Annotated in this window: 21 protein-coding genes; 9 read left to right on the forward strand and 12 right to left on the reverse strand. The window is 69.8% G+C overall.

The window, feature by feature from the left end; all coding sequences use genetic code 11:
- The first annotated feature begins 240 nt into the window (after window positions 1–240).
- Entirely contained in the window at window positions 241–543 is a 303-nt protein-coding gene (locus tag H7H34_RS22590; protein ID WP_185926823.1) for a DUF1330 domain-containing protein, read from the forward strand.
- Complete coding sequence (locus H7H34_RS22595) at window positions 540–1,019, forward strand: GNAT family N-acetyltransferase (protein WP_185926824.1); 480 nt, start codon at window positions 540–542, stop codon at window positions 1,017–1,019. Before H7H34_RS22590 ends, H7H34_RS22595 begins: the two co-directional genes overlap by 4 nt.
- 31 nt (window positions 1,020–1,050) lie before the next feature.
- Here the strand turns inward: H7H34_RS22595 and olsB are convergent, their stop codons facing one another.
- The 8 genes from olsB to H7H34_RS22635 all read right to left on the reverse strand — a co-directional run bounded on the left by olsB (window position 1,051) and on the right by H7H34_RS22635 (window position 11,608).
- Window positions 1,051–1,920 carry a l-ornithine N(alpha)-acyltransferase gene (gene olsB, locus H7H34_RS22600; RefSeq protein ID WP_245165633.1) on the reverse strand — a complete coding sequence of 290 codons (870 nt, stop codon included), beginning with the start codon at window positions 1,918–1,920 and terminating at the stop codon, window positions 1,051–1,053.
- Between the two features lie 304 nt (window positions 1,921–2,224).
- A complete protein-coding gene (locus H7H34_RS22605) occupies window positions 2,225–4,552 on the reverse strand; it encodes an ATP-binding protein (RefSeq protein ID WP_185926825.1) in 2,328 nt (775 codons plus the stop codon).
- A 109-nt stretch (window positions 4,553–4,661) separates the two neighbouring features.
- Window positions 4,662–5,660, reverse strand: a complete 999-nt coding sequence (locus H7H34_RS22610) for an LLM class flavin-dependent oxidoreductase (protein ID WP_185926826.1) — start codon at window positions 5,658–5,660, stop codon at window positions 4,662–4,664.
- A 77-nt stretch (window positions 5,661–5,737) separates the two neighbouring features.
- Window positions 5,738–7,264, reverse strand: a complete 1,527-nt coding sequence (locus tag H7H34_RS22615) for a YifB family Mg chelatase-like AAA ATPase (protein WP_120269799.1) — start codon at window positions 7,262–7,264, stop codon at window positions 5,738–5,740.
- Between the two features lie 190 nt (window positions 7,265–7,454).
- Window positions 7,455–8,417 (reverse strand): cysteine synthase A, encoded by a 963-nt coding sequence (cysK, locus tag H7H34_RS22620; RefSeq protein ID WP_185926827.1) that lies wholly within the window; start codon window positions 8,415–8,417, stop codon window positions 7,455–7,457.
- 172 nt (window positions 8,418–8,589) lie between these two features.
- The gene (dut, locus tag H7H34_RS22625; RefSeq protein WP_067224698.1) at window positions 8,590–9,039 is read right to left on the reverse strand and encodes a dUTP diphosphatase; all 450 of its coding nucleotides are present in this window, start codon (window positions 9,037–9,039) and stop codon (window positions 8,590–8,592) included.
- Window positions 9,040–9,125: 86 nt separating this feature from the next.
- Complete coding sequence (gene coaBC, locus H7H34_RS22630) at window positions 9,126–10,352, reverse strand: bifunctional phosphopantothenoylcysteine decarboxylase/phosphopantothenate--cysteine ligase CoaBC (protein WP_185926828.1); 1,227 nt, start codon at window positions 10,350–10,352, stop codon at window positions 9,126–9,128.
- Between the two features lie 47 nt (window positions 10,353–10,399).
- Complete coding sequence (locus tag H7H34_RS22635) at window positions 10,400–11,608, reverse strand: penicillin-binding protein activator (RefSeq protein ID WP_371811468.1); 1,209 nt, start codon at window positions 11,606–11,608, stop codon at window positions 10,400–10,402.
- Window positions 11,609–11,822: 214 nt separating this feature from the next.
- Between H7H34_RS22635 and rsmI the strand changes: the two genes are divergently transcribed.
- The 4 genes from rsmI (at window position 11,823) to gshB (ending at window position 14,511) form a co-directional block, all read left to right on the forward strand.
- Complete coding sequence (gene rsmI, locus H7H34_RS22640; RefSeq protein WP_120269796.1) at window positions 11,823–12,743, forward strand: 16S rRNA (cytidine(1402)-2'-O)-methyltransferase; 921 nt, start codon at window positions 11,823–11,825, stop codon at window positions 12,741–12,743.
- A gap of 85 nt (window positions 12,744–12,828) precedes the next feature.
- Window positions 12,829–13,002: a hypothetical protein gene (locus H7H34_RS22645; RefSeq protein WP_185926829.1), complete on the forward strand. Its 174-nt coding sequence runs from the start codon at window positions 12,829–12,831 to the stop codon at window positions 13,000–13,002.
- Window positions 12,999–13,397 (forward strand): YraN family protein, encoded by a 399-nt coding sequence (locus tag H7H34_RS22650; protein ID WP_185926830.1) that lies wholly within the window; start codon window positions 12,999–13,001, stop codon window positions 13,395–13,397. Before H7H34_RS22645 ends, H7H34_RS22650 begins: the two co-directional genes overlap by 4 nt.
- 127 nt (window positions 13,398–13,524) lie before the next feature.
- Complete coding sequence (gene gshB / locus H7H34_RS22655) at window positions 13,525–14,511, forward strand: glutathione synthase (protein ID WP_185926831.1); 987 nt, start codon at window positions 13,525–13,527, stop codon at window positions 14,509–14,511.
- A gap of 42 nt (window positions 14,512–14,553) precedes the next feature.
- On the opposite strand, the gene H7H34_RS22660 is transcribed toward gshB, so the two are convergent.
- Window positions 14,554–16,155, reverse strand: coding sequence for a fused MFS/spermidine synthase (locus H7H34_RS22660; RefSeq protein ID WP_185926832.1), 1,602 nt, complete (start codon window positions 16,153–16,155; stop codon window positions 14,554–14,556).
- 97 nt (window positions 16,156–16,252) lie between these two features.
- Entirely contained in the window at window positions 16,253–16,900 is a 648-nt protein-coding gene (gene maiA, locus H7H34_RS22665; protein WP_371811469.1) for a maleylacetoacetate isomerase, read from the reverse strand.
- Window positions 16,901–17,237: 337 nt separating this feature from the next.
- Here maiA and H7H34_RS22670 point away from each other — a divergent pair, with 337 nt between their 5' ends.
- From H7H34_RS22670 to H7H34_RS22680, 3 genes are all read left to right on the forward strand, one after another.
- Window positions 17,238–18,593: an NAD(P)-dependent oxidoreductase gene (locus tag H7H34_RS22670; protein WP_158194362.1), complete on the forward strand. Its 1,356-nt coding sequence runs from the start codon at window positions 17,238–17,240 to the stop codon at window positions 18,591–18,593.
- Between the two features lie 62 nt (window positions 18,594–18,655).
- Window positions 18,656–19,966: an NAD-dependent dihydropyrimidine dehydrogenase subunit PreA gene (gene preA, locus H7H34_RS22675; RefSeq protein WP_120269791.1), complete on the forward strand. Its 1,311-nt coding sequence runs from the start codon at window positions 18,656–18,658 to the stop codon at window positions 19,964–19,966.
- 25 nt (window positions 19,967–19,991) lie between these two features.
- Window positions 19,992–20,921, forward strand: a complete 930-nt coding sequence (locus H7H34_RS22680) for a DMT family transporter (protein WP_185926834.1) — start codon at window positions 19,992–19,994, stop codon at window positions 20,919–20,921.
- Between the two features lie 22 nt (window positions 20,922–20,943).
- On the opposite strand, the gene H7H34_RS22685 is transcribed toward H7H34_RS22680, so the two are convergent.
- Entirely contained in the window at window positions 20,944–21,759 is an 816-nt protein-coding gene (locus tag H7H34_RS22685; RefSeq protein WP_185926835.1) for a lytic murein transglycosylase, read from the reverse strand.
- Between the two features lie 80 nt (window positions 21,760–21,839).
- Window positions 21,840–22,520 (reverse strand): HTH-type transcriptional regulator RutR, encoded by a 681-nt coding sequence (gene rutR, locus H7H34_RS22690; protein ID WP_185926836.1) that lies wholly within the window; start codon window positions 22,518–22,520, stop codon window positions 21,840–21,842.

The raw sequence follows: 22,520 nt of genomic DNA on the forward strand, positions 1-22,520 counted from the left end.
GGCTATTGGTCGATCCGGTGCCGATCCTCCGGCACGTCTTGCGTGCCCGAGCTTCGCCTTGGAGCCTAAATGCGGCGATTTAAGGGGGTGTTAACTACCGCATGAGGGCACCCGGCCGCGCCCTGACGCGGCTTTACAGCTCTGCCCGCCGCGCGTTACGCCTTGATCCGAACACGGGGGGCGGGACAGGCGGCAGCGGGCCGCCGTAGCCCTACGGGCAGCTCCATGAAAGGTGCAGGCATGGCAAAGGCATATTGGGTGGCGCGGGTCGATGTGAGCGATCCGGACGCCTACAGGAAATATATCGAGGCGAATGCCGAGGCGTTTCGCGCCTATGGCGCCCGCTTCATCGTGCGCGGCGGCCGCTTCGAGTGCAAGGAAGGCGCCGCGCGCCAGCGCAACGTGGTGATCGAGTTCGACAGCTACGAAAAGGCGCTCGAGTGCTACGAGAGCGAAGCCTATGCCTATGCCAAGTCGCTGCGCGCCTCGCACGCGGTCTCGGACCTGGTGATCGTCGAGGGCTACGACGGCTCGCAGCCGTGAGCGCGCCGGCCGGGGCCTTCGTGGTGCGGGTTGCAGGACCCGAGGATGTCCCGGCCCTGCACGAGCTGTGGCTGGCGGAGGCGGACCGGCGCGACTGGTCCCCGGCCGCCTCGCCGGAAGGCTTGCTGCCCGAGCTCGACCTGCTGGCGGCGGAAAACCGGGTCTGGGGTGCCTTTCGCCGCGGCCGGCCCGTCGCCATGGCGGCGGCGGGCGAACTGGACGGGGCGATGTGGCTGTCGGTGATGGGCGTTGCCTCGGCCTGCCGCGGCGGGGGCCTGTCGCGCTCGCTGCTGGCCTCGCTGCTCGGGCATGGCGCCTGGGCCGGCTATTCCGCGCTCGTCGCCTTCGCGCGGCCCGAGCGCGGCGGCTTTCTCGATCATGTCGGCTTCCTGCGGCTGGACGCCGGCCAGCTCGATGCCGGCGCGCGAAACATCGCCGCCCGCTACGGCGTCGAGCCCTGGGCCCGGCGCCTTTGAGGAGTGCCGGGGCGCCCTGACCGAGGGCGCGTTACTGGCTGGCGTAGCGGCCGGCGTCGGCGCCGTAATGGTTGACGTAGCGGCTGTTGAGCGCTTCCACCGGCATGACGATCAGCACGTCGGTGGTGCCGAACTGGCGGTCGACCACGGCGCCGTCGCCGATATAGGCGCCGAGCCGCAGGTAGCCCTTGATCAGGGGGGGCAGCTCGCGCAGCGCCTGGCGCTCGTTGACCTCGGCCTTCGGCATGCGGTTCATTTCGACGTAGCGGTCGCCGACCGCGCGCACCCGCCAGGCTTCCGGCGTCCTGGCATTGTGGTGCAGGAAGGCGAGCTGCGAGGCGATGCGGTCCGGATCGGTGCCCTCGATGGAGGCGCAGCCGACCATCACGTCGATCCGGTGCATCAGCACATAGGCCCAGATGCCGTGCCACAGCAGCTCGACCGTGCGCTTGGTGCGGTAGGGCTTGAGCACGCAGGAGCGGCCGAGCTCCAGGAACTGCAGGCGCGGGTGGGCGTCGACCAGCGACTGGATGTCGAATTCGGCGGCGGTGTAGAAGCCGCCATGGCGCTCGGCGACGTCCTGGCGCAGCAGGCGGTAGGTGCCGACGATGCGCGGCACGCGGCGGCCGAGCTTGTTGCGCTCGGTCAGGTCGTGGTCGAGCACCAGGAGATGGTCGCAAATGTCGTCATAGGCATCGACATCGCGCCTGTTGGCCTGGGTCGCGGCATCGGCGATCGCCGACATCTCCTCGTAGAAGACGTGGTAGCGCAGCTCCTGGGCCTTGCGGATCTCCTTGGCGCTGCGCGCCAGGCGCACCTCCAGCGAGCCGATGCGGCCGAGGCTGGGAACGTTGCGGCCCGAGGGGCCGGCCTTCATCGCGGCAAGCCAGCTGGTGGCCATCGCCGGGGCGAACTTGCGCATCAGGCTGCGCGGCGACAGAACAGCGTTTCTTGACATGGCCCCGAGCCTTCCCTGCTTGCCTCCCGCGGACGCCGTCACGCAACGGTGCCGGTTCCGGGCAGGCCCGGCCGGCCATTCTCGTGTCGCTCCTGCCAGCCGAACCGGCCCTGCCAAAACTCTCAACCGGCAAACAATTCCGGCGCAAGCAGGCAGGCGAATCGGCCGCACATGACGGACGGCCACGTTTGCTGGCCGTGCCGTAGACCATACTTTCCCAACACTTGCGTGACAATTGGCGAAGTTTTCAGTGCCCGCCCGGGAGGGCCGTCTCCGCGGTGCGGCGAACGATACGCCGGCGAAGCAGGTCCGGGTCTAGCGGCTTGGACAGGACCGCATCGGCACCGGCGGCAAGCGCCGCCTTTTCCGCATCGGCGGTGACATCGGCGGTCACCACATAGACGGGCGCGCGCGGCCAGCCGCCGGCCGTCTCCATCTCGCGGAAGCGGCGGATTGCCGCAATGCCGTCGACCACCGGCATGTGTAGGTCCATCAGGAGCATGTCGCAGGACCCGTCGGCCGCCGCGGCAAGGGCCGCGGCTCCGTCGGCGGCCACCACCGGCTCGTGGCCGAGCTTGCGCAGCAGGGCCTCGCTGAGCATGCGGTTGATGTCGTTGTCGTCGGCTACGAGGATGCGCAAGGGACGCTGCGCGCAGGCGCTGTCGCAGCCCGCCCCCTCGCCATCCGCCCCGGTGAGGGAGCGCGGCTCGGGCCGGTCCCAGGGCGACAGGCCGGTGTCGCGGCCGAGCAGCGTGGCGCAAAGCTCCGTCAGCGAGGTGGCGCGCACGGGGCGGATCAGGTAGCCGCCGAAGCCCGCCTCGCGCAGGCGCGGCAGCCGGTCGCGCTCGCTCGGCGCCAGCAGCACGCCGGCGGGGGCGGCAAGTCCGGCGGCGCGGGCGCTGGCGAGCCAGGCGCCGGCATCGGTCACCGCCAGCGGGTCGAGCAGGACGAGATCGGCGGACAGAAGCGCATCGTCGTCGTCCTCCTTGCCCGGGGCAAGCAGCGTGGTCGCGGCACCTTGCGCGGCCAGCGAACGGGCGATTAGCGGCATCTCGATGCAGCTCGCCGACACAAGCGCGATGCGGGAGCCGGCCAAGGGCCGCGCGGCCGGAGCCGGCGCGGGCAGGGCCGGGGCGGCGCGAAGCGGCAGCTCGACGCGGAAGGTGGCGCCCTCGCCCGGCGCGGAACAGGCGATCACGTCGCCGCCCATCAGCCGGGCCAGCCGGCGCGAAATGGCGAGGCCGAGGCCGGCGCCGTCGAAGCGGCGGGCCGGGCCGTGGTCGACCTGCTCGAACTCCTCGAACAGCCGTTCGGCCTCTTCCGGGGCAAAGCCGATGCCGGTGTCGCGCACGGTGATGGCGAAGCGGCGCGAGGGACCTTCGGGGGTGTCTTCTCCGGTCTCGGCGATCGGCTCGATGCAGATCTCGACGCCGCCGGTCTCGGTGAATTTCAGCCCGTTGCCGGCCAGGTTGAACAGGATCTGGCGCAGGCGCGTCGGGTCGGCGACGAGACGCGCAGGCATGTCGGGCGCGATATAGCAGCCGATCTCCAGCCCCTTCGACTGGGCACGCGGCGACAGCAGCTCCACGACGCTTTCGGCAAGCGGGGCAAGGGCGATCTCCTCGGGCGCAAGGTCGAGGCGGCCGGCCTCGATGCGCGAGAGGTCGAGCACTTCGTTGATCAGGAGCAGCAGGATCTCGCCGGAGGCGCGCACCGCTTCCACATAGCTTGCCTGCTCGGCCGTCAGCCGCGTGTCGGCGAGCAGACCCGTCATGCCGAGAATGCCGTTGAGCGGGGTGCGGATCTCGTGGCTGACGGTGGCGAGGAACCGGCTCTTGGAGGCGTTTGCGGTCTCCGCCTGGTTGCGCGCGGCAAGCAGGGCGTCCTCGATGCGGCGGCGGTCGGTGACGTCGCGCAGGATGGTCTGGATCAAGGGTTCGCCGCTGGTGCCGTCGCGCACCGGCACGTCGCGCCGGGCGAACCAGCGCTCGCCGCCGGAAGTCTGCATCCGGATGTCGCGGCTGGCCTCGTCTTCGGCCGTGCTGCCGTTCGCCTCCGGCAGGGCGGGGGCCCAGCCCTCCGGGAACAGCCGTTCGGCGGCATCGTTGGCATAGACGATCTCGCCGCCGGCGCGCCAGCGGGTGACCACGTCGCCCAGCGTGTCGAGCACGTCGCGCAGCCGGCCGTCGCTTTCCTTCAGCCGCCAGGTCTCGTCGCGCAGCTGCTCGTTTTCGGCTCTGAGCAGGTTGCGCTCGGAGGCGAGCGCGGCGAGGCGGGCGCTCGCTTGCGCCATTGTCCGCATATGGGTGCCGCGCTGGGCCTGCAGCAGGCCGGCAAGGCCGATGGCGAGCCCGGCGATGGCGAGCGCGGCGCCGGAGGCGGCAAGGCGCATCTGCTCGGGCACCAGCCAGATGGTGAGCGCGGCGCCGGCGAGAAAGCTGGCGGAGGCGACGGCGATCGTCAGCAGCGAGGGGGCGGAAACGGCGGGCGTGCGCGGGGAAGCTTCGGCGCGCTCGGGCGCGTTCGGCCCGGTGTCGCTGTGCTCCGTTCCGTCATGGCGTTTCGGGGCGGCCACCTGCTCTCCTCGTAAATCGGCTGGCTCGTACAAGGCGCACGAACCCGCCGATCTTCGAGGGGAGAGATTGAGAAACCGTTGCGGCAAAAGGACCTTGGGTCAGCGGTCCCTAGGCGGCGGTCGCCAGGTCGTTGAGGATCCCGGCCGCCAGCTCGAAGGACCGGACCCGGGCTGCGTGGTCGTGGATCATGCCGGTGACGATCAGTTCGTCGGGCTGATAGCGCTCGAGGATCGCGGAAAGCCCCTTGCGGACCGTGTCCGGCGAGCCGGTCGCCGACACGCTGAGGGCCTGGTCGACCTGCGCAAGGACATGGGGCGGGATCTCGGCCGCGACGTCCTCGACCGGGGCCGGCAGCTTGCCCGGGCGCCCGGTACGCAGCCTTGCGAAGGAGAGCACCTGCGAAGAGCGCAGGTAGCGGGCTTCGGCATCCGTGTCGGCGACGAAGACGCCGGCGGCGACCATGACGTGCGGTTCGGCGAGCTGTTCGGACGGACGGAAGGTGCTGCGATAGACGGCCAGCGCCTCCTCCAGCATCGCCGGGGCGAAATGCGAGGCGAAGGCGTAAGGCAGGCCGAAGGCGGCCGCAAGCTGCGCGCCGTAAAGGCTCGATCCGAGGATCCAGACCGGCACATGGGTGCCCTCGCCGGGAATGGCGCGGACCGGTCCGCCCTCCGACGGGTCGCCGAGATAGGCGATGAGGTCGACGACGTCCTGCGGGAAGTTGTCCTCGCCCGCCATGTGCCGGCGCAGCGCCCGGGCTGTTGCGAGGTCCGTGCCCGGCGCGCGGCCGAGGCCTAAGTCGATGCGGCCGGGAAACAGCGTTGCCAGCGTGCCGAACTGCTCGGCGATGACCAGCGGCGAATGGTTGGGCAGCATGATGCCGCCCGCCCCGACGCGGATGGTCTTCGTCGCCGCTGCCACCTGGCCGATGACGACGGACGTGGCCGCGCTGGCGATGCCCGGCATGTTGTGGTGCTCGGCAAGCCAGTAGCGGTGATAGCCCGCCGCTTCCGCCTTGCGGGCCAGATCGATGGTGTTGGCGAGCGCGTCGGCCGACGTCTTGCCTTCCGGCACGGGGGCCAGATCGAGAAGGGAATAGTGTTGCATGAGGATCTCCGTTGGGTCCTCATTTAGGATGCGGCGGCCCGGCAGCCAAGGGCGAAGGGGGAGGCAGAAGGGGGCGCTCAGGCCGCCCGGCGCTCGAGACTGGCGCCCCGGTAGCTCAGCGCCTCGGCGAGATGCAGCCGCGAGACAGCGTCCGAGCCGTCGAGATCGGCCAGCGTGCGCGCCACTTTAAGCACCCGGTGATAGCCGCGCGCGGAGAGCTGCAGCGCATCGGCCGCCGATTGCAGCAGGTCGAGGCCGGCGGCATCGGGCGCGGCGACTTGCTCGATCAGCCGCGCGCCGGTGGCGGCATTGGTGCGGGCGGAGACGCCGAGCGCGGCGTAGCGCTCGCTCTGGCGCTGGCGGGCACGGGCGACCCGCTCGGCGACCGCGGCGGAGCTTTCGGCCTGGGCAGGGCGCAACAGGTCGGAGGCGGCGACGGCCGGCACCTCGATCCGAAGGTCCAGCCGGTCGAGCAGCGGGCCGGACAGGCGCGCCTGGTATTCGGACGCGCAGCGCTCGCCGCGCCGGCAGACATGGCCGGGCTCGCCGGCATGGCCGCAGCGGCAGGGGTTCATCGCCGCGATCAGCTGGACGCGCGAGGGGTAGCTGGTGCGATGGTTGGCGCGCACGATCACCGTCTCGCCGCTTTCCAGCGGCTGGCGCAGTCCGTCGAGCACCTGCGGCTGGAACTCGGGCAACTCGTCGAGGAACAGCACGCCGTTATGGGCGAGCGAGACCTCCCCCGGCCGGGCGCGGATGCCGCCGCCGACGAGCGCTGCCATCGAGGCGGAATGATGCGGCGCGCGAAAAGGCCGGCGCTCGCTGAGCTTGCCGTCGGCAAGCTCGCCGGCGATGGAGGCGATCATCGACACTTCCAGCAGCTCGCGCGGGCTGAGCGGCGGCAGGATCGAGGGCAGGCGGGTCGCCAGCATCGACTTGCCGGCGCCCGGCGGGCCGATCATCAGGAGGTTGTGGCCGCCGGCCGCGGCGATCTCCAGCGCCCGCTTGGCGCTTTCCTGGCCGCGCACCTCGGAAAGGTCTGGCAGGACGGACGGATTGGCGCTCAGCTTCGGCTGCGGCCGGGAGAGGATCTGCGTGCCCTTGAAATGGTTGGCGAGCTGGATCAGCGAGACGGGCGCCAGGATCTCCATCTCCGGATCGGCCCATGCCGCTTCCGGGCCGCAAGGCGCGGGGCAGATCAGGCCGCGGGCGAGCGTATTGGCACCGATGGCGGCCGGCAGCACGCCGGCGACGGCGGAGATCGTGCCGTCCAGCGCCAGCTCGCCGAGCACCACGTAGCGCTCCAGCTCGGCGGCGGGCAGCGCGCCCATCGCCGCCATCAGGGCAAGCGCGATGGGCAGGTCGAAATGCGAGCCCTCCTTGGGCAGGTCGGCCGGCGCAAGGTTGACGGTGACGCGCTTGGCCGGCAGCGACAGGCCGGAGGCGATCAGCGCTGAGCGGACCCGCTCGCGGCTTTCGCCCACCGCCTTGTCCGGCAGACCGACGATGGTGAAGGCGACCTGGCCGGGGCCGATCTGCACCTGCACGTCGACAGGTTGCGCCTCTATGCCCTGGAACGCGACCGTGGTGACCCGCGAGACCATTGACCGCCCCCTCGCTCTATGACTTTGCGCGAAACTGCTGCAATCGCAATAGACTGCAACCTAGCGCAACCTCAGGTCGGTCACAACCGCAAGGAGAGGGGCCGTGTTGTCTTCGGCGCGCAAACGAAAACGGCGGAGCCCATAGGGGCCCGCCGCTGATGATCTGAAAGGTCCGCGAGAGACGGGGTGCTCAGTCCAGCCCCTCGAACAGCGCCGTCGACAGGTAGCGCTCGGCGAAGGAGGGGATGATCACGACGATACGCTTGCCCTTCATATCGGGCCGTGCGCCGACCTTGAGCGCAGCCGCGAGCGCGGCGCCGGAGGAAATGCCGACCGGCAGGCCCTCGGTGCGCGCGACCTTGCGGGCCATCTCGAAGGCCTCGTCGTTGCTCACGGTGACGACCTCGTCATAGACCGACTTGTCGAGCACGCCCGGCACGAAACCGGCGCCGATGCCCTGGATCTTGTGCGGGCCGGGATTGCCGCCGGACAGGATCGGGCTGTCGGCCGGCTCGACCGCGACCACATGCAGGCCGGGCTTGCGCTCCTTCAGCACCGAGCCGACGCCGGTGATGGTGCCGCCGGTGCCGATGCCGGAAACGAAGACGTCGACCGTGCCGTCCGTGTCGTTCCAGATCTCCTCGGCGGTGGTGCGGCGGTGGATCTCCGGGTTGGCCGGGTTCTCGAACTGCTGCGGCATCACCGCGCCGTCGATCTCCTTGACCATTTCCTCGGCGCGCGCGACCGCGCCCTTCATGCCCTTGGGGCCTTCGGTAAGCTCCAGCTCGGCGCCGAGCAGCTTGAGCATCTTGCGGCGCTCGATCGACATGGTCTCCGGCATCACCAGAATCAGGCGGTAGCCCTTGGCGGCGGCGACGAAGGCGAGCGCGATGCCGGTGTTGCCGGAGGTCGGCTCGACGAGGGTGGTCTTGCCGGGAACGATCTTGCCCTCGGCCTCCAGCGCCTCGATCATCGACACGCCGATGCGGTCCTTGACGCTGGAGATCGGGTTGAAGAACTCGAGCTTGGCGAGGATCTCCGCCCCGACGCCGGCCTCACGGGCCAGCCGGTCGAGCCGGACGAGCGGGGTGTCGCCGATGGTCTCGGTGATGGAGGCGTAGACGCGGCCACGGCCTGGCTTCTTGGCGCTCATGCTGGACTCCCTTGTTCTCGCCGGATCGCGGATGTCCGGCACGTCATTCTGTCCCCAATCTAGGGATGCGCCGCCGCGCTGACGAGACCCTGCCGTCGCTGCGGGCGGCCTCGACATGGAACATGATTCCAGAATGAGGCTTATTTTCAGAAAGTCATGCCTCTTGAGCGTGTCAATGATGCCCGGTGGAGCCGAAGCCGCCCTCTCCGCGCCGGGTCTCGTCCAGCTCGTTGACCTCGATCAGCTCGGCCCGGGCCACCGGCGCCACGACCATCTGGGCGATGCGGCTGCCGCGCTCCACCGTGAAGGGCTCGTCGCCGAGATTGATCAGGATCACCTTCACCTCGCCGCGATAGTCCGGGTCGATGGTGCCCGGCGTGTTGAGCACGGTGACACCGTGGCGCGCGGCAAGGCCGGAGCGCGGGCGCACCTGCGCCTCCGTATGCGGCGGCAGGGCGATGGCGATGCCGGTCGGCACCAGCGCGCGGGCGCCCGGCGCGATCACCAGCGGCGCCTCGACGGCGGCCAGAAGGTCCATGCCGGCGGCCTCCTCGCTCTGGTAGGACGGCAGCGGCAGGTCGAGACCGTGGGCAAGGCGACGTACGCGCAGGGGAAGGGTCATGGCTGGGATCCGTTGGTGAGACCGGGGGTGAGATCGGGAACGGTTTGAAAAAAAGGGACCGGCAACGACAGGCGCGGGCAGACGCCTCACGCCGGGCCGACGGTCGCGGCGAGCCGGCGGGCGATCTCGGCGACCAGCCGGCGCGCCACCTCGTCCTTGCTCAGCGTCGGCCAGTCGGTGACGCCGTCATGGCCGACCAGCCGCACGGTGTTGGCATCGCCGCCCATGACGCCGGTTTCCGGCGACACGTCGTTGGCGACGATCAGGTCCGCGCCCTTGCGCTCCAGCTTGCCGCGGGCGTTGTCGACGACATCGTTGGTCTCGGCGGCAAAGCCGACCACCAGGCGCGGACGGGCCGAGGAATGACGGCCGATGGTGGCCAGGATGTCCGGGTTCTCGGTCAGCGCCAGAACCGGCACCTTGCCGCTGCCGTCCTTCTTGATCTTGCGGTCGCTCTCGCCGTCGGTGCGCCAGTCGGCGACAGCCGCCGCCATCACCGCGACATCGGCCGGCAGCGCCGCCTCGACGGCGGCCAGCATCTGCCGCGCGGTCTCCACCTTCACCACATTGACGCCCGGCGGATCGGCCAGCGTCACCGGCCCGCTGACCAGCGTCACGCGGGCGCCGTGCCGCGCCATCCAGGCGGCGATGGCATGGCCCTGCTTGCCGGAGGAGCGGTTGGCGATGTAGCGGACCGGATCGATCGGCTCATGCGTCGGCCCGGAGGTGATCAGCACGTGCCGGCCGGCAAGGTCCTGCGGCACCGGATCGAGCATCGCTTCGAGCGCGGCGACGATCTCCAGCGGCTCGGCCATGCGGCCAAGGCCCGCCTCGCCGCTCTCGGCCATCTCGCCGGCATTCGGCCCGACGAAAGAGAGCCCGTCGCTCGCAAGCTGCGCCACGTTGCGGCGGGTCGCGGGATTGGCCCACATCGCCGGGTTCATCGCCGGGGCAAGCAGGACGGGCTTGTTCGAGGCGAGCAGCACGGCGCTGGCGAGATCGCCGGCAAGGCCTGCCGTCATCTTCGCCATCAGGTCGGCGGTGGCCGGCGCGACGACGATGGCATCGACCTCGCGCGACAGGCGAATATGGCCGACATCGTGTTCGTCGTCGCGGTCGAAGAGATCGGTGAAGACCTTGTCGCCGGCAAGCGCCCCCGCCGCCATCGGCGTCACGAAGCGGCAGGCGCCCTCGGTCATCACGACCCGCACGGCCGCACCGCGCTCGCGCAGGCGGCGGATCAGGTCGAGGCTCTTGTAGGCGGCGATGCCGCCGCCGATCACGAGAAGGATGCGCGTGTCAGTAAGGCTCAACGGTGCCTCCCGCTGGCTGGATGAAGGACGTCGGCGGGCGGCCGCCGTCAGCTGCCCGAGCCGAAGGAGCGCGGCGCCGGCGAGATGACCCGCGAGCCGCTGCCCGTGACCTCGTAGACCGCAAGGCCGCGCGCGTTGCGCCCGTCCCGCTCGAAGCGGAAGACGCCGTCGATGCCGAGGAAGCCGTCGCGGTTGGTCAGCACGCGCTCGGAAAAGCGTGCGGGGCCGGCGGACCGCACCAGGCCTGCGGCAAGGATCGTCGCGTCATAGGCGAGCGAGGCATTGCGCGGCGGCTGCGAGCCGTAGCGGGACTGGTAGCGCGAGGCGAAGGCCTGGAAGCCGGCGGCATCCGGACCCGGGTACCAGGCGCCGGTCAGCGGCGCCGCGTTCAGCACCTGCGGCGATTCCCACTGGCCGCTGCCGAGCAGGCGCGTCTGGCCGAGATTGACGCCGCCGGTCGACAGGGTCTGCGCCACGAAGGGTGCGACATTGCCCGCGGGCACGAAGATCGCATCGATCTGTGCGGCATTGGCGGCGATCTGGCTCGCCTTGGCGGCGATGTCCGAGGTGTCGTTGCCGGTCAGCTTGTAGCGCTCGATGGAGACGATCCGACCGCCCGCGCGGCCGACCTCCTGGCGGAAGGCGGCCTCGGCCACCGCGCCATAGGTGTCGTCCGGCAGCAGCGCTGCGAAGGAGCGCTTGCCCTGGGCCGCGGCATAGGAAACGATCCGTGCCACGTCGCTGCGCGGCAGGAAGCTCAACAGGTAGACGCCGCGCGAGGCGACGGCCTCGTCGCTGGAAAAGGCGACGACGGGAATGCCGGAGGAGCGCGCGGTCGTGGCCGCCCCGCCGACGGCCGGCGCGAAGACCGGCCCGAGAATCAGTTCCGCACCTTCGGCAAGGGCCGCCTGGGTGGCCGCCTGCGCGCCCTGCGCGGTGCCGCCGGTGTCCTTGATCAGGATCTGCACGTCGGCGCCCTGGAAGTCGGACAGTGCCAGCTCGGCGGTGTTGCGGAAGACGGTGGCGATGGAGGAGGCGCTGCCGCCGCCGCTCATCGGCAGCAGCATGGCAACGCGCACCGAGCCCTGGCCGATGGTCTCGCCGCTCACGGTCGGCTGGCCCGGGGGCGTCGAGGGATAGCCGGGATATTCGCCCATGGTCGAGCCGCTGCAGCCGGCAAGCGCCAGGGCAGCTCCGAGCGAGAGCGCAAGGACGGATCGCCGCGCATGCATCATCTTGTCCAGAACTCCAAGCACTGTCCCCGATCTCCCGTCTGCCCGGCCTTGCCTGCCGCAAGGCGGGTGTACCGCCGCCGGCCCCGGGTGCGAACGGGCCGCCGACCGCAAAATGCTTAGCAGCACCGCCCGCCGGCTGCAAATCCTCGCTCGCCGCCTTGGCCTTGACCGCGTTTCCTGCCAAAACGGGCGAAAGCCCGCCCGGCGGGCTCCCGTTCGCATGAAAGCCGACCCCATGTCCTCCACCGAGCCGGACCAGAGCGAAGCGCCGAAGCCGGCCTCCCGCGACTTCTTCATCGGCGCCCATCGCATGACGGCGCCCTCGCTCGCCTGCGGCCTCTATATCGTCGCAACGCCGATCGGCAATCTCGGTGACATGACGGTGCGCGGGCTGGAGGTGCTGGCGGCGGCCGATCTCGTCGCCTGCGAGGACACGCGCGTCACGTCCACCTTGATGCAGCGCTTCGGGTTGAAGACGCCGCTCACCGCCTATCACGAGCACAATGCGCAGAAGGTGCGCCCGCGCCTGATGGCGGCGCTGGAGGCCGGGCGCGCCGTCGCGCTGGTTTCCGATGCCGGCACGCCGCTCGTTTCCGATCCCGGCTACCGGCTGGTGCGCGAAGTGGTCGAGGCCGGCCACAAGGTCTTCCCCGTGCCCGGCGCCAGCGCGCCGCTGGCCGCGCTCGTCGCCTCCGGCCTGCCGTCGGACACGTTCTGCTTTGCCGGCTTTCTGCCGCAAAAGGGCGGGCCGCGCAGCGCAAGGCTGGAAGAGCTCTCGCGCATTCCCGCAACGCTGATCTTCTTCGAAAGCCCGCATCGCATCGCCGCCTCGCTTGCCGACATGGCGAGCGTGTTCGGCGGCGAGCGGGAGGCGGCGGTCGCCCGCGAGATCACCAAGCGGTTCGAGACCTTCGAGCGCGGCACGCTGGAAGAACTCGCCCGCCATTTCGCCGAAGGGCCGGCGCGCGGCGAGTTCGTCGTGGTCATCGCCCCGCCGCCCGAGCGGCCGGAAGCCGATGCGGGCGATGCCGATGCGTTGCTCGCCGAGGCACTGAAGACCATGAAGGCGGCCGGTGCCGCCAAGCATGTGGCGCAGCTTACCGGCCTCGACCGCAAGGACCTTTACGCGCGCGCCCTGGAGATGAAGGCGAAGTGACGCGGCGGGGCGCTGCTTTGCCCTCGATTGCTGCCCGTGCTACTCGGGCGGGTAAGCCTTTGAACCCGCCAGCGGAGCGCCGTGCATGACCAAGATCATCCTGGTTTTCTTTGCTGCCGTCGCCGCGATCCAGGTGATCAAGCCGCTCGGCTGGCCGGGGCTCAAGCACCGCCGCGATGCCTGGAAGCTCGCCGCCGGCGGGTTTCTCCTGACGGTGATGGCGGTGATCCTCGCCGCCATGTTCCAGCCCTCCGCATGACCCGGGGCGGCGCGCAAGAGCCGGGCAGCACCCGCCGGCGGCGCGGCGCCTACCGGCTGGGCCTGAGGGCCGAGACGCTGGCCGCGCTCTACCTGCGGGCGAGGGGCTGGCGGATCCTGGCCCGGCGCTTTCGCGCCGGTAGCGGCGAGATCGACATCATCGCCCGGCGGGGCAGGACGATCGCCTTCATCGAGGTCAAGGCGCGCGCCGACCTCGATGCGGCGCTGGCCGCGATCACCCCGTCGGCGCAGCGTCGGATCGCGTCTGCTGCCCGCACCTGGTGCGCCGGGCGCGAGGATCTCGGCGCCATGACGCTGCGCTTCGACGCGGTGCTGGTCTCGCCCTGGCGGCTGCCGGTGCACATCGCCGACGCCTTCGCCGTCGCGGAACGGTGATCGTTCGGGCGCCCGCGCACTGGACAAAGCCCGGCGCGGGTCGCATATCCTGTCCCCAACCGCGGGGCGCCCGCCCCGCCTTCCCGTCCGTCGTTCAGCGCGCCGTTCCGGCGCCGGAGACCTTCCGATGACCTCTTCCACCCCTTCGACCTCCGGCCAGGCCTCTCCCCGGCTGAAGGTCGCGGTCCAGATGGACCACATTTCCTCCATCAACATCGCCGGCGACAGCGCCTTTGCGATGATGCTCGAGGCGCAGACCCGCGGCCACGCGCTCTTCCACTACACGCCCGACCGGCTGGCGATGAACGGCAACACCGTGACGGCCTCGCTGGAGCCGGTCACTGTGCGCGACGAGACGGGCAACCACTTCACCCTCGGCGAGCGGAAGCTGACGGACCTCTCCGAAATGGACGTCGTCCTGATGCGGCAGGACCCGCCCTTCGACATGGCCTATGTCGCGGCGACCCACATGCTGGAGAAGATCCACCCCAAGACCCTGGTGGTGAACGACCCGGCCTCGGTGCGCAATGCGCCGGAAAAGCTCTTCGTCACCGAGTTCCCGGACCTGATGCCGGAAACCCTGATCACCCGCGACCGTGCCGCCATCGACGCCTTCCGCGCCGAGCATGGCGACATCGTTATGAAGCCGCTGTTCGGCCATGGCGGGGCGGCGGTGTTCCGCATCACCTCGGACGATCTCAACTACGGCTCGCTCTACGATTTCTTCGCCGCCACCTTCCGCGAGCCCTGGGTGATCCAGCGCTTCCTGCCCGAGGTGTCGAAGGGCGACAAGCGCATCCTGCTGGTCGACGGCGAGTTCGCCGGTGCGGTCAACCGGGTGCCGCAGGAGGGCGACCTGCGCTCCAACATGGTGCGCGGCGGCGCGGCGCGCGAGGCCGACCTCACCCCGCGCGAACGCGAGATCTGCGCCCGTCTCGGCCCGGCCCTGCGCAAAAAGGGGCTGATCCTCGTCGGCATCGACGTCATCGACGGCTACCTGACGGAGATCAACGTCACCGCCCCGACTGGCATCCGTGCCGTTGCAAGGCTGGGCGGACCGGACATCGCGGCCCGCGTCTGGGACGTGGTGGAGGCCAAGCGCGCCCAAGCCTGACTTACTGGCGCCTGACGCAATTAGCGAGAAGCGGGGCCGGCCTTACGAGCCCGGCCCCATCAGCCGGTCGATCGGCACGTAGTCGTCGCTGAGAACCGGTGGATCGATGCGGGCAACGAGCGCGTCGATCCGCTGCTCCGGCATGCGGGCGAGGATGCGGCTTGCCGCCCCCTCTGCCACGGGTGGCAGCACGAAGCGGGCCTGAGGCGTCGGCATGCGCCCGGCGATCAGCACGAAGGTGGTGCGCCCGCCGGCGGTGAAGTCTTCCGCCTCGACCCAGACCTCGACCACCGGAAAGGCGGTACGCAGGGTGCGCACCGTGGCGGCCAGTGCCTGCAGCCGGTCCATGTGGTCGATGAGGTTCATCGCGTAATGGCCGTTTTCGGCAAGGCTCTCGGCGATCTCGGCATAGAACTCGCGCGTCACCAGATGCGCCGGCACGGCGATGTCGGTGAAGGCGTCGCCGACGATCACCTGGAAGCCGCTGAGCGAGGCGAGGCGGGCTCTCGCATCCGCATGGACGACGGTGAAGCGCGACGGGTCGACGTCGAAGTCGCGCGCGGCCATCCGCGTCACCTGCGGATCGATCTCTGCGACGACGAGGCCCGGGCGGGCACCGTCCCGCGTCCAGGCGCGCGGCAGCGTCAGCGATCCGCCTCCGATGAAATAGGCCTGCTCGGGCGCATCGCCGAGCCGGGCGCGGGTCACCGCGTCGATGATCGCCGCATAGGGCATTTCCAGCCGCGCCGGATCGCCGAGCACGTTGATGCCGTGGCCGAGGTGATCGAGCACCATCAGCCGGGTCGGCGCCCCGAAATCGGCCGAGACGTCCAGCGAACGGATGCAGTAGTAGCGGCTTTCGATGTCGCAGATCTTCTGCGGCAGGAACGGGCCGGTGGCGGTGGCGAAAAGCGCAAGGACCGTGATGCCGGCAGCCGCCGTGAGCGAGGTGCCGTCCGACCCGCGCGGCACGCGGCGGGCCATCCACAGGCAGCACAGCGCGAACAGGGAGTAGGCGGCGGCGACGGTGATCAGCGTGCGGGCGGTGCCGAGCCAGGAGATGAACAGATAGCCGGCGGCCAGCGTGCCGGCGATGGCGCCGATGGCCGAGACCGCATGCAGGGCGCCGAGCGCCCGGCCGCTGCGGACCCGGTCCTCGATGGCGAGCCGCGCCAGGATCGGCGAGGGAATGCCGGCGGCGAAGGACGGCAGGAAGAACAGCAGCATCGCCAGCGCGACGATGCCGGCGACCGGATCTGTCAGGCTGGAGAGCACCGGGCCGGAGACCCAGCGCAGCAAAGGCAGGGCGGCGATGGTCGTGATCGCCCCGAGCGCGCCGGAGATGGCGAGCCACATGAGGCCGGTGCGCGCCGGGCGGTCGGCGACGAGGCCGCCGGCCCAGTGCCCGGCGGAAAAGCCGGCCAGCACCACGGCGATCACCGCCGTCCAGGTATAGAGCGACATGCCGACATAGGGTGCCAGCATTCTGCCTGCGACGATCTCCACCACGAGGCCGGCGGCGGCCACCACGAACTGCGCGGCGAGCAGGAACCAGAACGGCGCGGGCGCCGTGCTGGCAAGGGCAGAGGAAGCCGGGCGGGATGCTTCGGCGTGATCGGGCGGGGGCAGGACGGCGTCTGTCATGACGCGAGCCTAGCCGCCCCGCGCCCGCCCGCAAAGCGGATCATGAGGATATCCTGATATTCGAAAGCGGATATCTCAGAAGCGGAGTGGCAGGTGGTCAGGCGGGCGCGCCGATGCGGTCCGGATGGGCGGCGGCGAAGGCCTCCATCTCGGTGCAGGCCGTGTCGATGGCCACCAGCTTCGGCAGGGCGGCGAGATCGACGCCCCAGCGGCGGGCATTGTACATCTGCGGCACCAAGCAGAGGTCCGCCAGGGTCGGCGTGTCGCCATGGCAGAAGCGGCCCGTGCGCGGGTCGTCCAGCATGCGCTCCAGTGCCGCCAGCCCCTTGCCGATATAGGTGCGCATCCAGGCGGCCTTGGCCTCGTCGCCGCCGCCGGTGATCTCGGCAACGTGATTGGCGACCGACAGGTTGCAGATCGGATGGATCTCCATGGCAATGGCATGGGACAGCGCGCGGACCCGGTGGCGGCCGGCGGCATCGGCCGGCATCAGGGTCGAGGCCGGCTGGTTGGTCTCGTGCAGGTACTCGATGATGGCGAGCGACTGGGTCAGCTCGTGCCCGTCGATCTCCAGCGTCGGGACCAGCCCTTGCGGGTTGCGGGCCAGGTTCTCCGCTGCCCGGTGGGCGCCGGTGAGCAGGTTCACCGGAGCCGCATCGTAGGCGATGCCGAGCAGGTTGAGCGCGATGCGCACGCGGTAGCTTGCAGACGAACGCCAGTAGTCGTGAAGGACGGGTCGCGTCACCGGTCTCTCTCCCGTTAGGTGTCTTGGTGCCGCATCGCGGCCTGTATGGCATCGCATATCGCATGCCGGCCGCCGACGGCCAAGCGCCGCGTCGGGACGCCGGCTTTCGAGTTGCCACAAAAAATTTGACTATTTGGTCAAAATTCGGCCCAATGATCTCGGACGTGCTCCCACCCAACGAGGCGCGCGCCAAGCAAATCGCCAGAGCCGACGCAGGACAATAGCGGGATCCCCTTCCGGTCCCGGTCCGACGACAGAAACGGATCGCCTGCGTTCCAGAGGAGAACATCGACGCCGGAGCCCGCGCCCGCGGCCCGGTGCAATCGGAGGTGCAGCCATGGCTGATGCACTCGTGAACCCCGACATCCGTGCGGGGCGACTGACGGCCGACGACTACCTGGAGAATTTCGAGGATCTGCATCCGCCGCTCGGCGTCCATGAGGCGCGGGTCGAGGCGGATCGCTGCTATTTCTGCTACGACGCGCCCTGCACGATCGCCTGCCCGACCTCCATCGACATCCCGAAGTTCATCCGCCAGATCGCCACCGGCAATCCGCTCGGCTCGGCCAAGACGATCTTCGAGCAGAACATCCTCGGCGGCATGTGCGCCCGCGTTTGCCCGACCGAGACCCTGTGCGAGGAGGCCTGCGTGCGCAACCTCGCCGAGGACCGGCCCGTGTCCATCGGCCTGCTGCAGCGCCACGCGACCGACACGTTCCTGGCGCGCGATGCCTCCCTGCCCTACGAGCGCGCAGCGCCCACCGGCAAGCGCGTTGCCGTCGTCGGCGGCGGCCCGGCCGGGCTCGCCTGTGCCCATGCGCTGGCGCGCGAGGGGCATGACGTCACGATCTTCGAGGCGCGGGCCAAGCTCGGCGGCCTCAACGAATACGGCATCGCCGCCTACAAGACGACGCATGGCTTTGCCCAGGCGGAGGTCGACTTCGTCCTGTCCATCGGCGGCATCACGGTGGAGTGCAACACCGCGCTCGGCCGCGACATCACGCTGCAAGGCCTGCGCCGCGACTTCGACGCGGTGTTCCTCGGCATGGGGCTCGGCGGCGTCAACGCGCTCAAGACCGAAGGCGAGGATCTGGCCGGCGTCATCGACGCGGTCGCCTATATCGCCGAGCTGCGCCAGGCGCAGGACCTCTCCGCCCTGCCGGTCGGCCGCAAGGTCGTGGTGATCGGCGGCGGCATGACCGCCATCGACATCGCCGTGCAGATCAAGCGTCTCGGCGCGGAAGAGGTGACCATCGCCTATCGCCGCGACCGAGAGGCGATGAAGGCCAGCGCCTACGAGCAGGAGATCGCCCTGACCAACGGGGTGGTGATCCGCGAGTGTCTGGCGCCCCGCCGGCTGATCGGCGAGGGCGGCCATGTGCGGGCCATCGAGCTGGAGCGGATGCTGCCCGACAGCGCCGGCCGGCTGACGGGAACCGGCGAGAGCGTGACGCTGGAAGCGGACCAGGTGTTCAAGGCGATCGGCCAGACCTTCGTGCCGGACGCGCTGGGCGGAGGCGAGGCGCTGGAGCTCGACGGCGGCCGGATCGGCGTCGACGCGGACCGCCGCACCTCGCTTGCCGACGTGTGGGCCGGCGGCGATTGCGTGGCCGGAGGCGAGGACCTGACGGTCGCGTCGGTCGAGGACGGCAAGATCGCCGCGGCCTCGATCCACGCGGCGCTGACCGCCTGAGCGCGGCAGGTCTTCCCAACCCGTACCCTTCACTCCCGAACATCCGTGGGGAGGATTTTCAGATGGCCGATCTTCGCACCAACTTTCTCGGCATCAAGTCGCCGAACCCGTTCTGGCTGGCCTCCGCGCCGCCGACCGACAAGGAATACAACGTCGTCCGCGCCTTCAAGGCGGGCTGGGGCGGCGTCGTCTGGAAGACGCTCGGCGAGGACCCGGCGGTGGTCAATGTCAACGGCCCGCGCTACGGCGCGATCCACGGGCCGGACCGCTCGTTGCTCGGGTTCAACAATATCGAGCTGATCACCGACCGCCCGCTGGAGACGAACCTGCGCGAGATCAAGCAGGTCAAGCGCGACTGGCCGGACCGGGCGCTCGTCGTCTCGCTGATGGTGCCCTGCGAGGAGCAGAACTGGATCGACATCCTGCGCCGCGTCGAGGAGACGGAAGCCGACGGCGTCGAGCTGAACTTCGGCTGTCCGCACGGCATGTCCGAGCGCGGCATGGGCTCGGCCGTCGGCCAGGTGCCCGAGTACATCGAGATGGTGACGCGCTGGTGCAAGCAGCACACGCGCATGCCGGTGATCGTCAAGCTGACGCCGAACATCACCGACATCCGCAACCCGGCCCGGGCCGCCCATGCGGGCGGGGCCGACGCGGTGTCCCTGATCAACACGATCAACTCGATCGTCTCGGTCGACCTCGACCAGATGGCCCCCTATCCGACCATCGACGGGCAGGGCGCCCATGGCGGCTATTGCGGCCCGGCGGTCAAGCCGATCGCCCTCAACATGGTCGCCGAGATCGCCCGCGATCCGCAGACCCACGGCCTGCCGATCTCCGGTATCGGCGGGGTGACGACGTGGCGGGACGCGGCCGAGTTCATGGCGCTGGGCGCCGGCACGGTGCAGGTCTGCACCGCGGCGATGACCTACGGCTTCCGCATCGTCGAGGACCTGATCGACGGCCTGTCCGACTGGATGGACGAAAAGGGCTACACCTCGGTCGATGAGGTGGTCGGGCGGGCGGTGCCCAAAGTCACCGACTGGCAGCGGCTCAACCTCAACTACGTGGTCAAGGCGCGCATCGACCAGGATGCCTGCATCAAGTGCGGCCGCTGCCACATCGCCTGCGAGGACACCTCGCACCAGGCGATCACCGCGATGAAGGACGGCTTGCGCCATTTCGAGGTGATTGACGAGGAGTGCGTGGGCTGCAACCTGTGCGTCTCGGTCTGTCCGGTCGAGGACTGCATCACCATGGAGCACATTGCCGAGGGCACGGACCCGCGCACCGGCAAGCCGATCAATCCGAACTATGCCAACTGGACGACCCATCCCAACAACCCCAACCGGGTGCCGGAAGCAGCAGAATGACGATGTGCGAAAGACGGGCGGCGCGTTGACCACCGCTGCCGCCCCTGCGGATGCCGGCGAAACCGGGCGCGCCCACGTGGCGATGCTCGGTTTCGTCTTTCTGGTCTCCACCTCGTTTCCGCTCGGCCATGCGATCACCGGGGCGCTCGACCCGGCGGTGCTGACCGCGCTGCGCTTCTGCATCGCCGCGGCGATCTTTGCCGCTATCGTCACGGTGAAGCGGCAATGGGCGCTGCCGAAGCTCTCGCGCCTGCCGGTCTATCTGCTGATCGCGTTGTTGCTGGACATCTTCTTCGTGACGATGTTCGAGGCCTTGCGGCTGACCAGCGCACTCAATGCGGGCGCGGTCTTCACCTTGCTTCCCGCCTTCACCGCGCTGGCCGGCCTTGCGCTGCTCGGCCAGCGGATCTCGCGGCGGCAGGTGGTGTGCCTTGGCGTGGGGGCGGCAGGCGCCCTGCTGGTGCTGTTCGGCGACGATCTCACCCGGCTCGCGCGGCTGGAGTTCGGTCCCGGCGAGCGCATCTATCTCTTCGGCGTCGCCGCCTATGCCTTCTATGCTCCCCTGATGCGGCTCTTCAATCGCGGCGAGCCGCTGGAGATCTTCAATTTCTGGATCCTGACCGCCGGCGCGGCGATGCTGCTGGTCTATGGCCGCGCCGAACTGGCGGCGACCGAGTGGGCCGCGGTGCCGCTGCCGGTGCTGGTCGGCATTGCTTATCTCGCGGTGTTTCCGACGGCGACCAGCTTCTTCTGCGCCACCTATGCCAGCCTGCGCCTGCCGGCGGGGCCGGTAATGGCCTACACCTATCTGCTGCCGTCCTTTGTACTGCTGGAGACTGTGGTGATGGGTGCGCCCTGGCCGGGCGCCTGGACGCTGGCCGGTGTCGCGGTGACGGCGGCAGCGACCTTCGTGCTGCAGCGGGACGGCCGCAACGCGAAGCCGCGGGCCGCCTGAGCCGCTGCTTTTTCCGCTGGCGCTACTTCGTCAGCTCGGTGGCGAAATGGGCGATGGTCCGGCGATAGACCTCGGCCCGGTTCCAGTCGCGCAGCACGCCGTAATTGCTGCTGCCGGGCGACCAGTCGCCGCCCTTTTGCCAGCCGTGCTGGCGCAGGAAATTGGCGGTGGAGGCGAAGACATCCGCCGGGCTGCGGATCAGGTTCGGCCGGCCGTCGCCGTCGAAATCGACCGCGAAGCGCTCGTAGCTGGAGGCGAGGAACTGGGTCTGGCCGATCTCGCCGGCCCAGGCGCCCTTCATCTCGGAAATCCGCATCTGGCCGCGGTCGGCGATGCGCAGGGCGCTCATCAGCTCGTTGGTGAAGAAGGCCGAGCGGCGGCAGTCATAGGCAAGCGCCGACAGGGAGGAGAAGATCGGAATGTCGCCCATGAAGCCGCCGAAGCCGGATTCCAGCCCCCAGATCGAGACGATGACCTCCTTCGGCACGCCGTACTTGCGCTCCACCCGGTCGAGCACGACCGCATGCTGCTTCATGCGGCGCTTGCCGATGGCGATGGTCGAGGGCGGGGCGCGGCGGGCCAGGAACTGCTCGAAGGAGAGCTTGAACGATTTCTGGTTGCGGTCGAGACGGATGACCTTGGAGTTGTAGGTCATGCCGCCGAGCGCGGCTTCCACCGTGCGGCTGGAAATGCCGGAGGCCACCGCCTCGCGCTTGAAGCTGGCGAGCCAGGCCGGGAAGCCGGCGGCATTGTTTCCGCATTTCGCGGCCAGCGCGGGTCCGGCCAGCGTCAGCGGAGCGGAAAGCAGAAGGGCGGCGACTACGAGGGCCTTGCGCATGCGGTCTCCCGTTCAGGGCCAAGCAGGGACGGCAAAGCACGTCCCCTGTCGAAAGCAGGATACAGGCGGCAAGGGCAAGATCAAGGCGAACCGGGACGCGGCAGCAGGCCGGCGAAGATAAGATCGGTGAGCGCCTGCAACGCCTGGCGGCGGAAGGCCTCGTCATGGATGCCGCTGCCGGTGATCGCCTCGATCTGCGGCGCGAAGTCGGCATAGGTCTGCGTCGTCGCCCAGATCAGGAAGATGAGGTGGGTGGGATCGACCGGGCGGATGCGCCCGCTCTCGGCCCAGTGGCGCAGCACCTGCGACTTCTCCTCCACCAGGGCTTTCAGCGGGCCTTCCAGCACGTCGCGCATCATCGGCGCGCCTTGCAGCATCTCGTTGGCGAAGAGGCGCGAGGCTTCAGGATAGTCGGCGGAAAAGCGCAGCTTCTGCTCGATATAGGCGGTGAGCTCGGTGCGCGGGTCGCCTTCCGGGTCGAGTGTGCGCAAGGGGGCCAGCCAGCGGTCGAGCAGGTCCGCCAGCACCGCCTTGTAGATCTCCGACTTGGAGCCGAAATAGTAGAGCAGGTTCGACTTCGACATGCCCGCGTCCTCGGCGATCTGGTCGACGCGGGCGCCGCGATAGCCGAAGCGCGAGAAGGTGCCGAGCGCGGCCTCCAGGATGCGGGCGCGGTTCTTCTCCTGGATGCGGGTGCGCGGCGCGCCCTCGCCGTCGGGCTCAAGGCCTCCCGCATTTGCCCGTGTCGGGCCTGCCTCCAT

Source organism: Stappia sp. 28M-7, assembly GCF_014252955.1.
GTDB lineage: Bacteria > Pseudomonadota > Alphaproteobacteria > Rhizobiales > Stappiaceae > Stappia.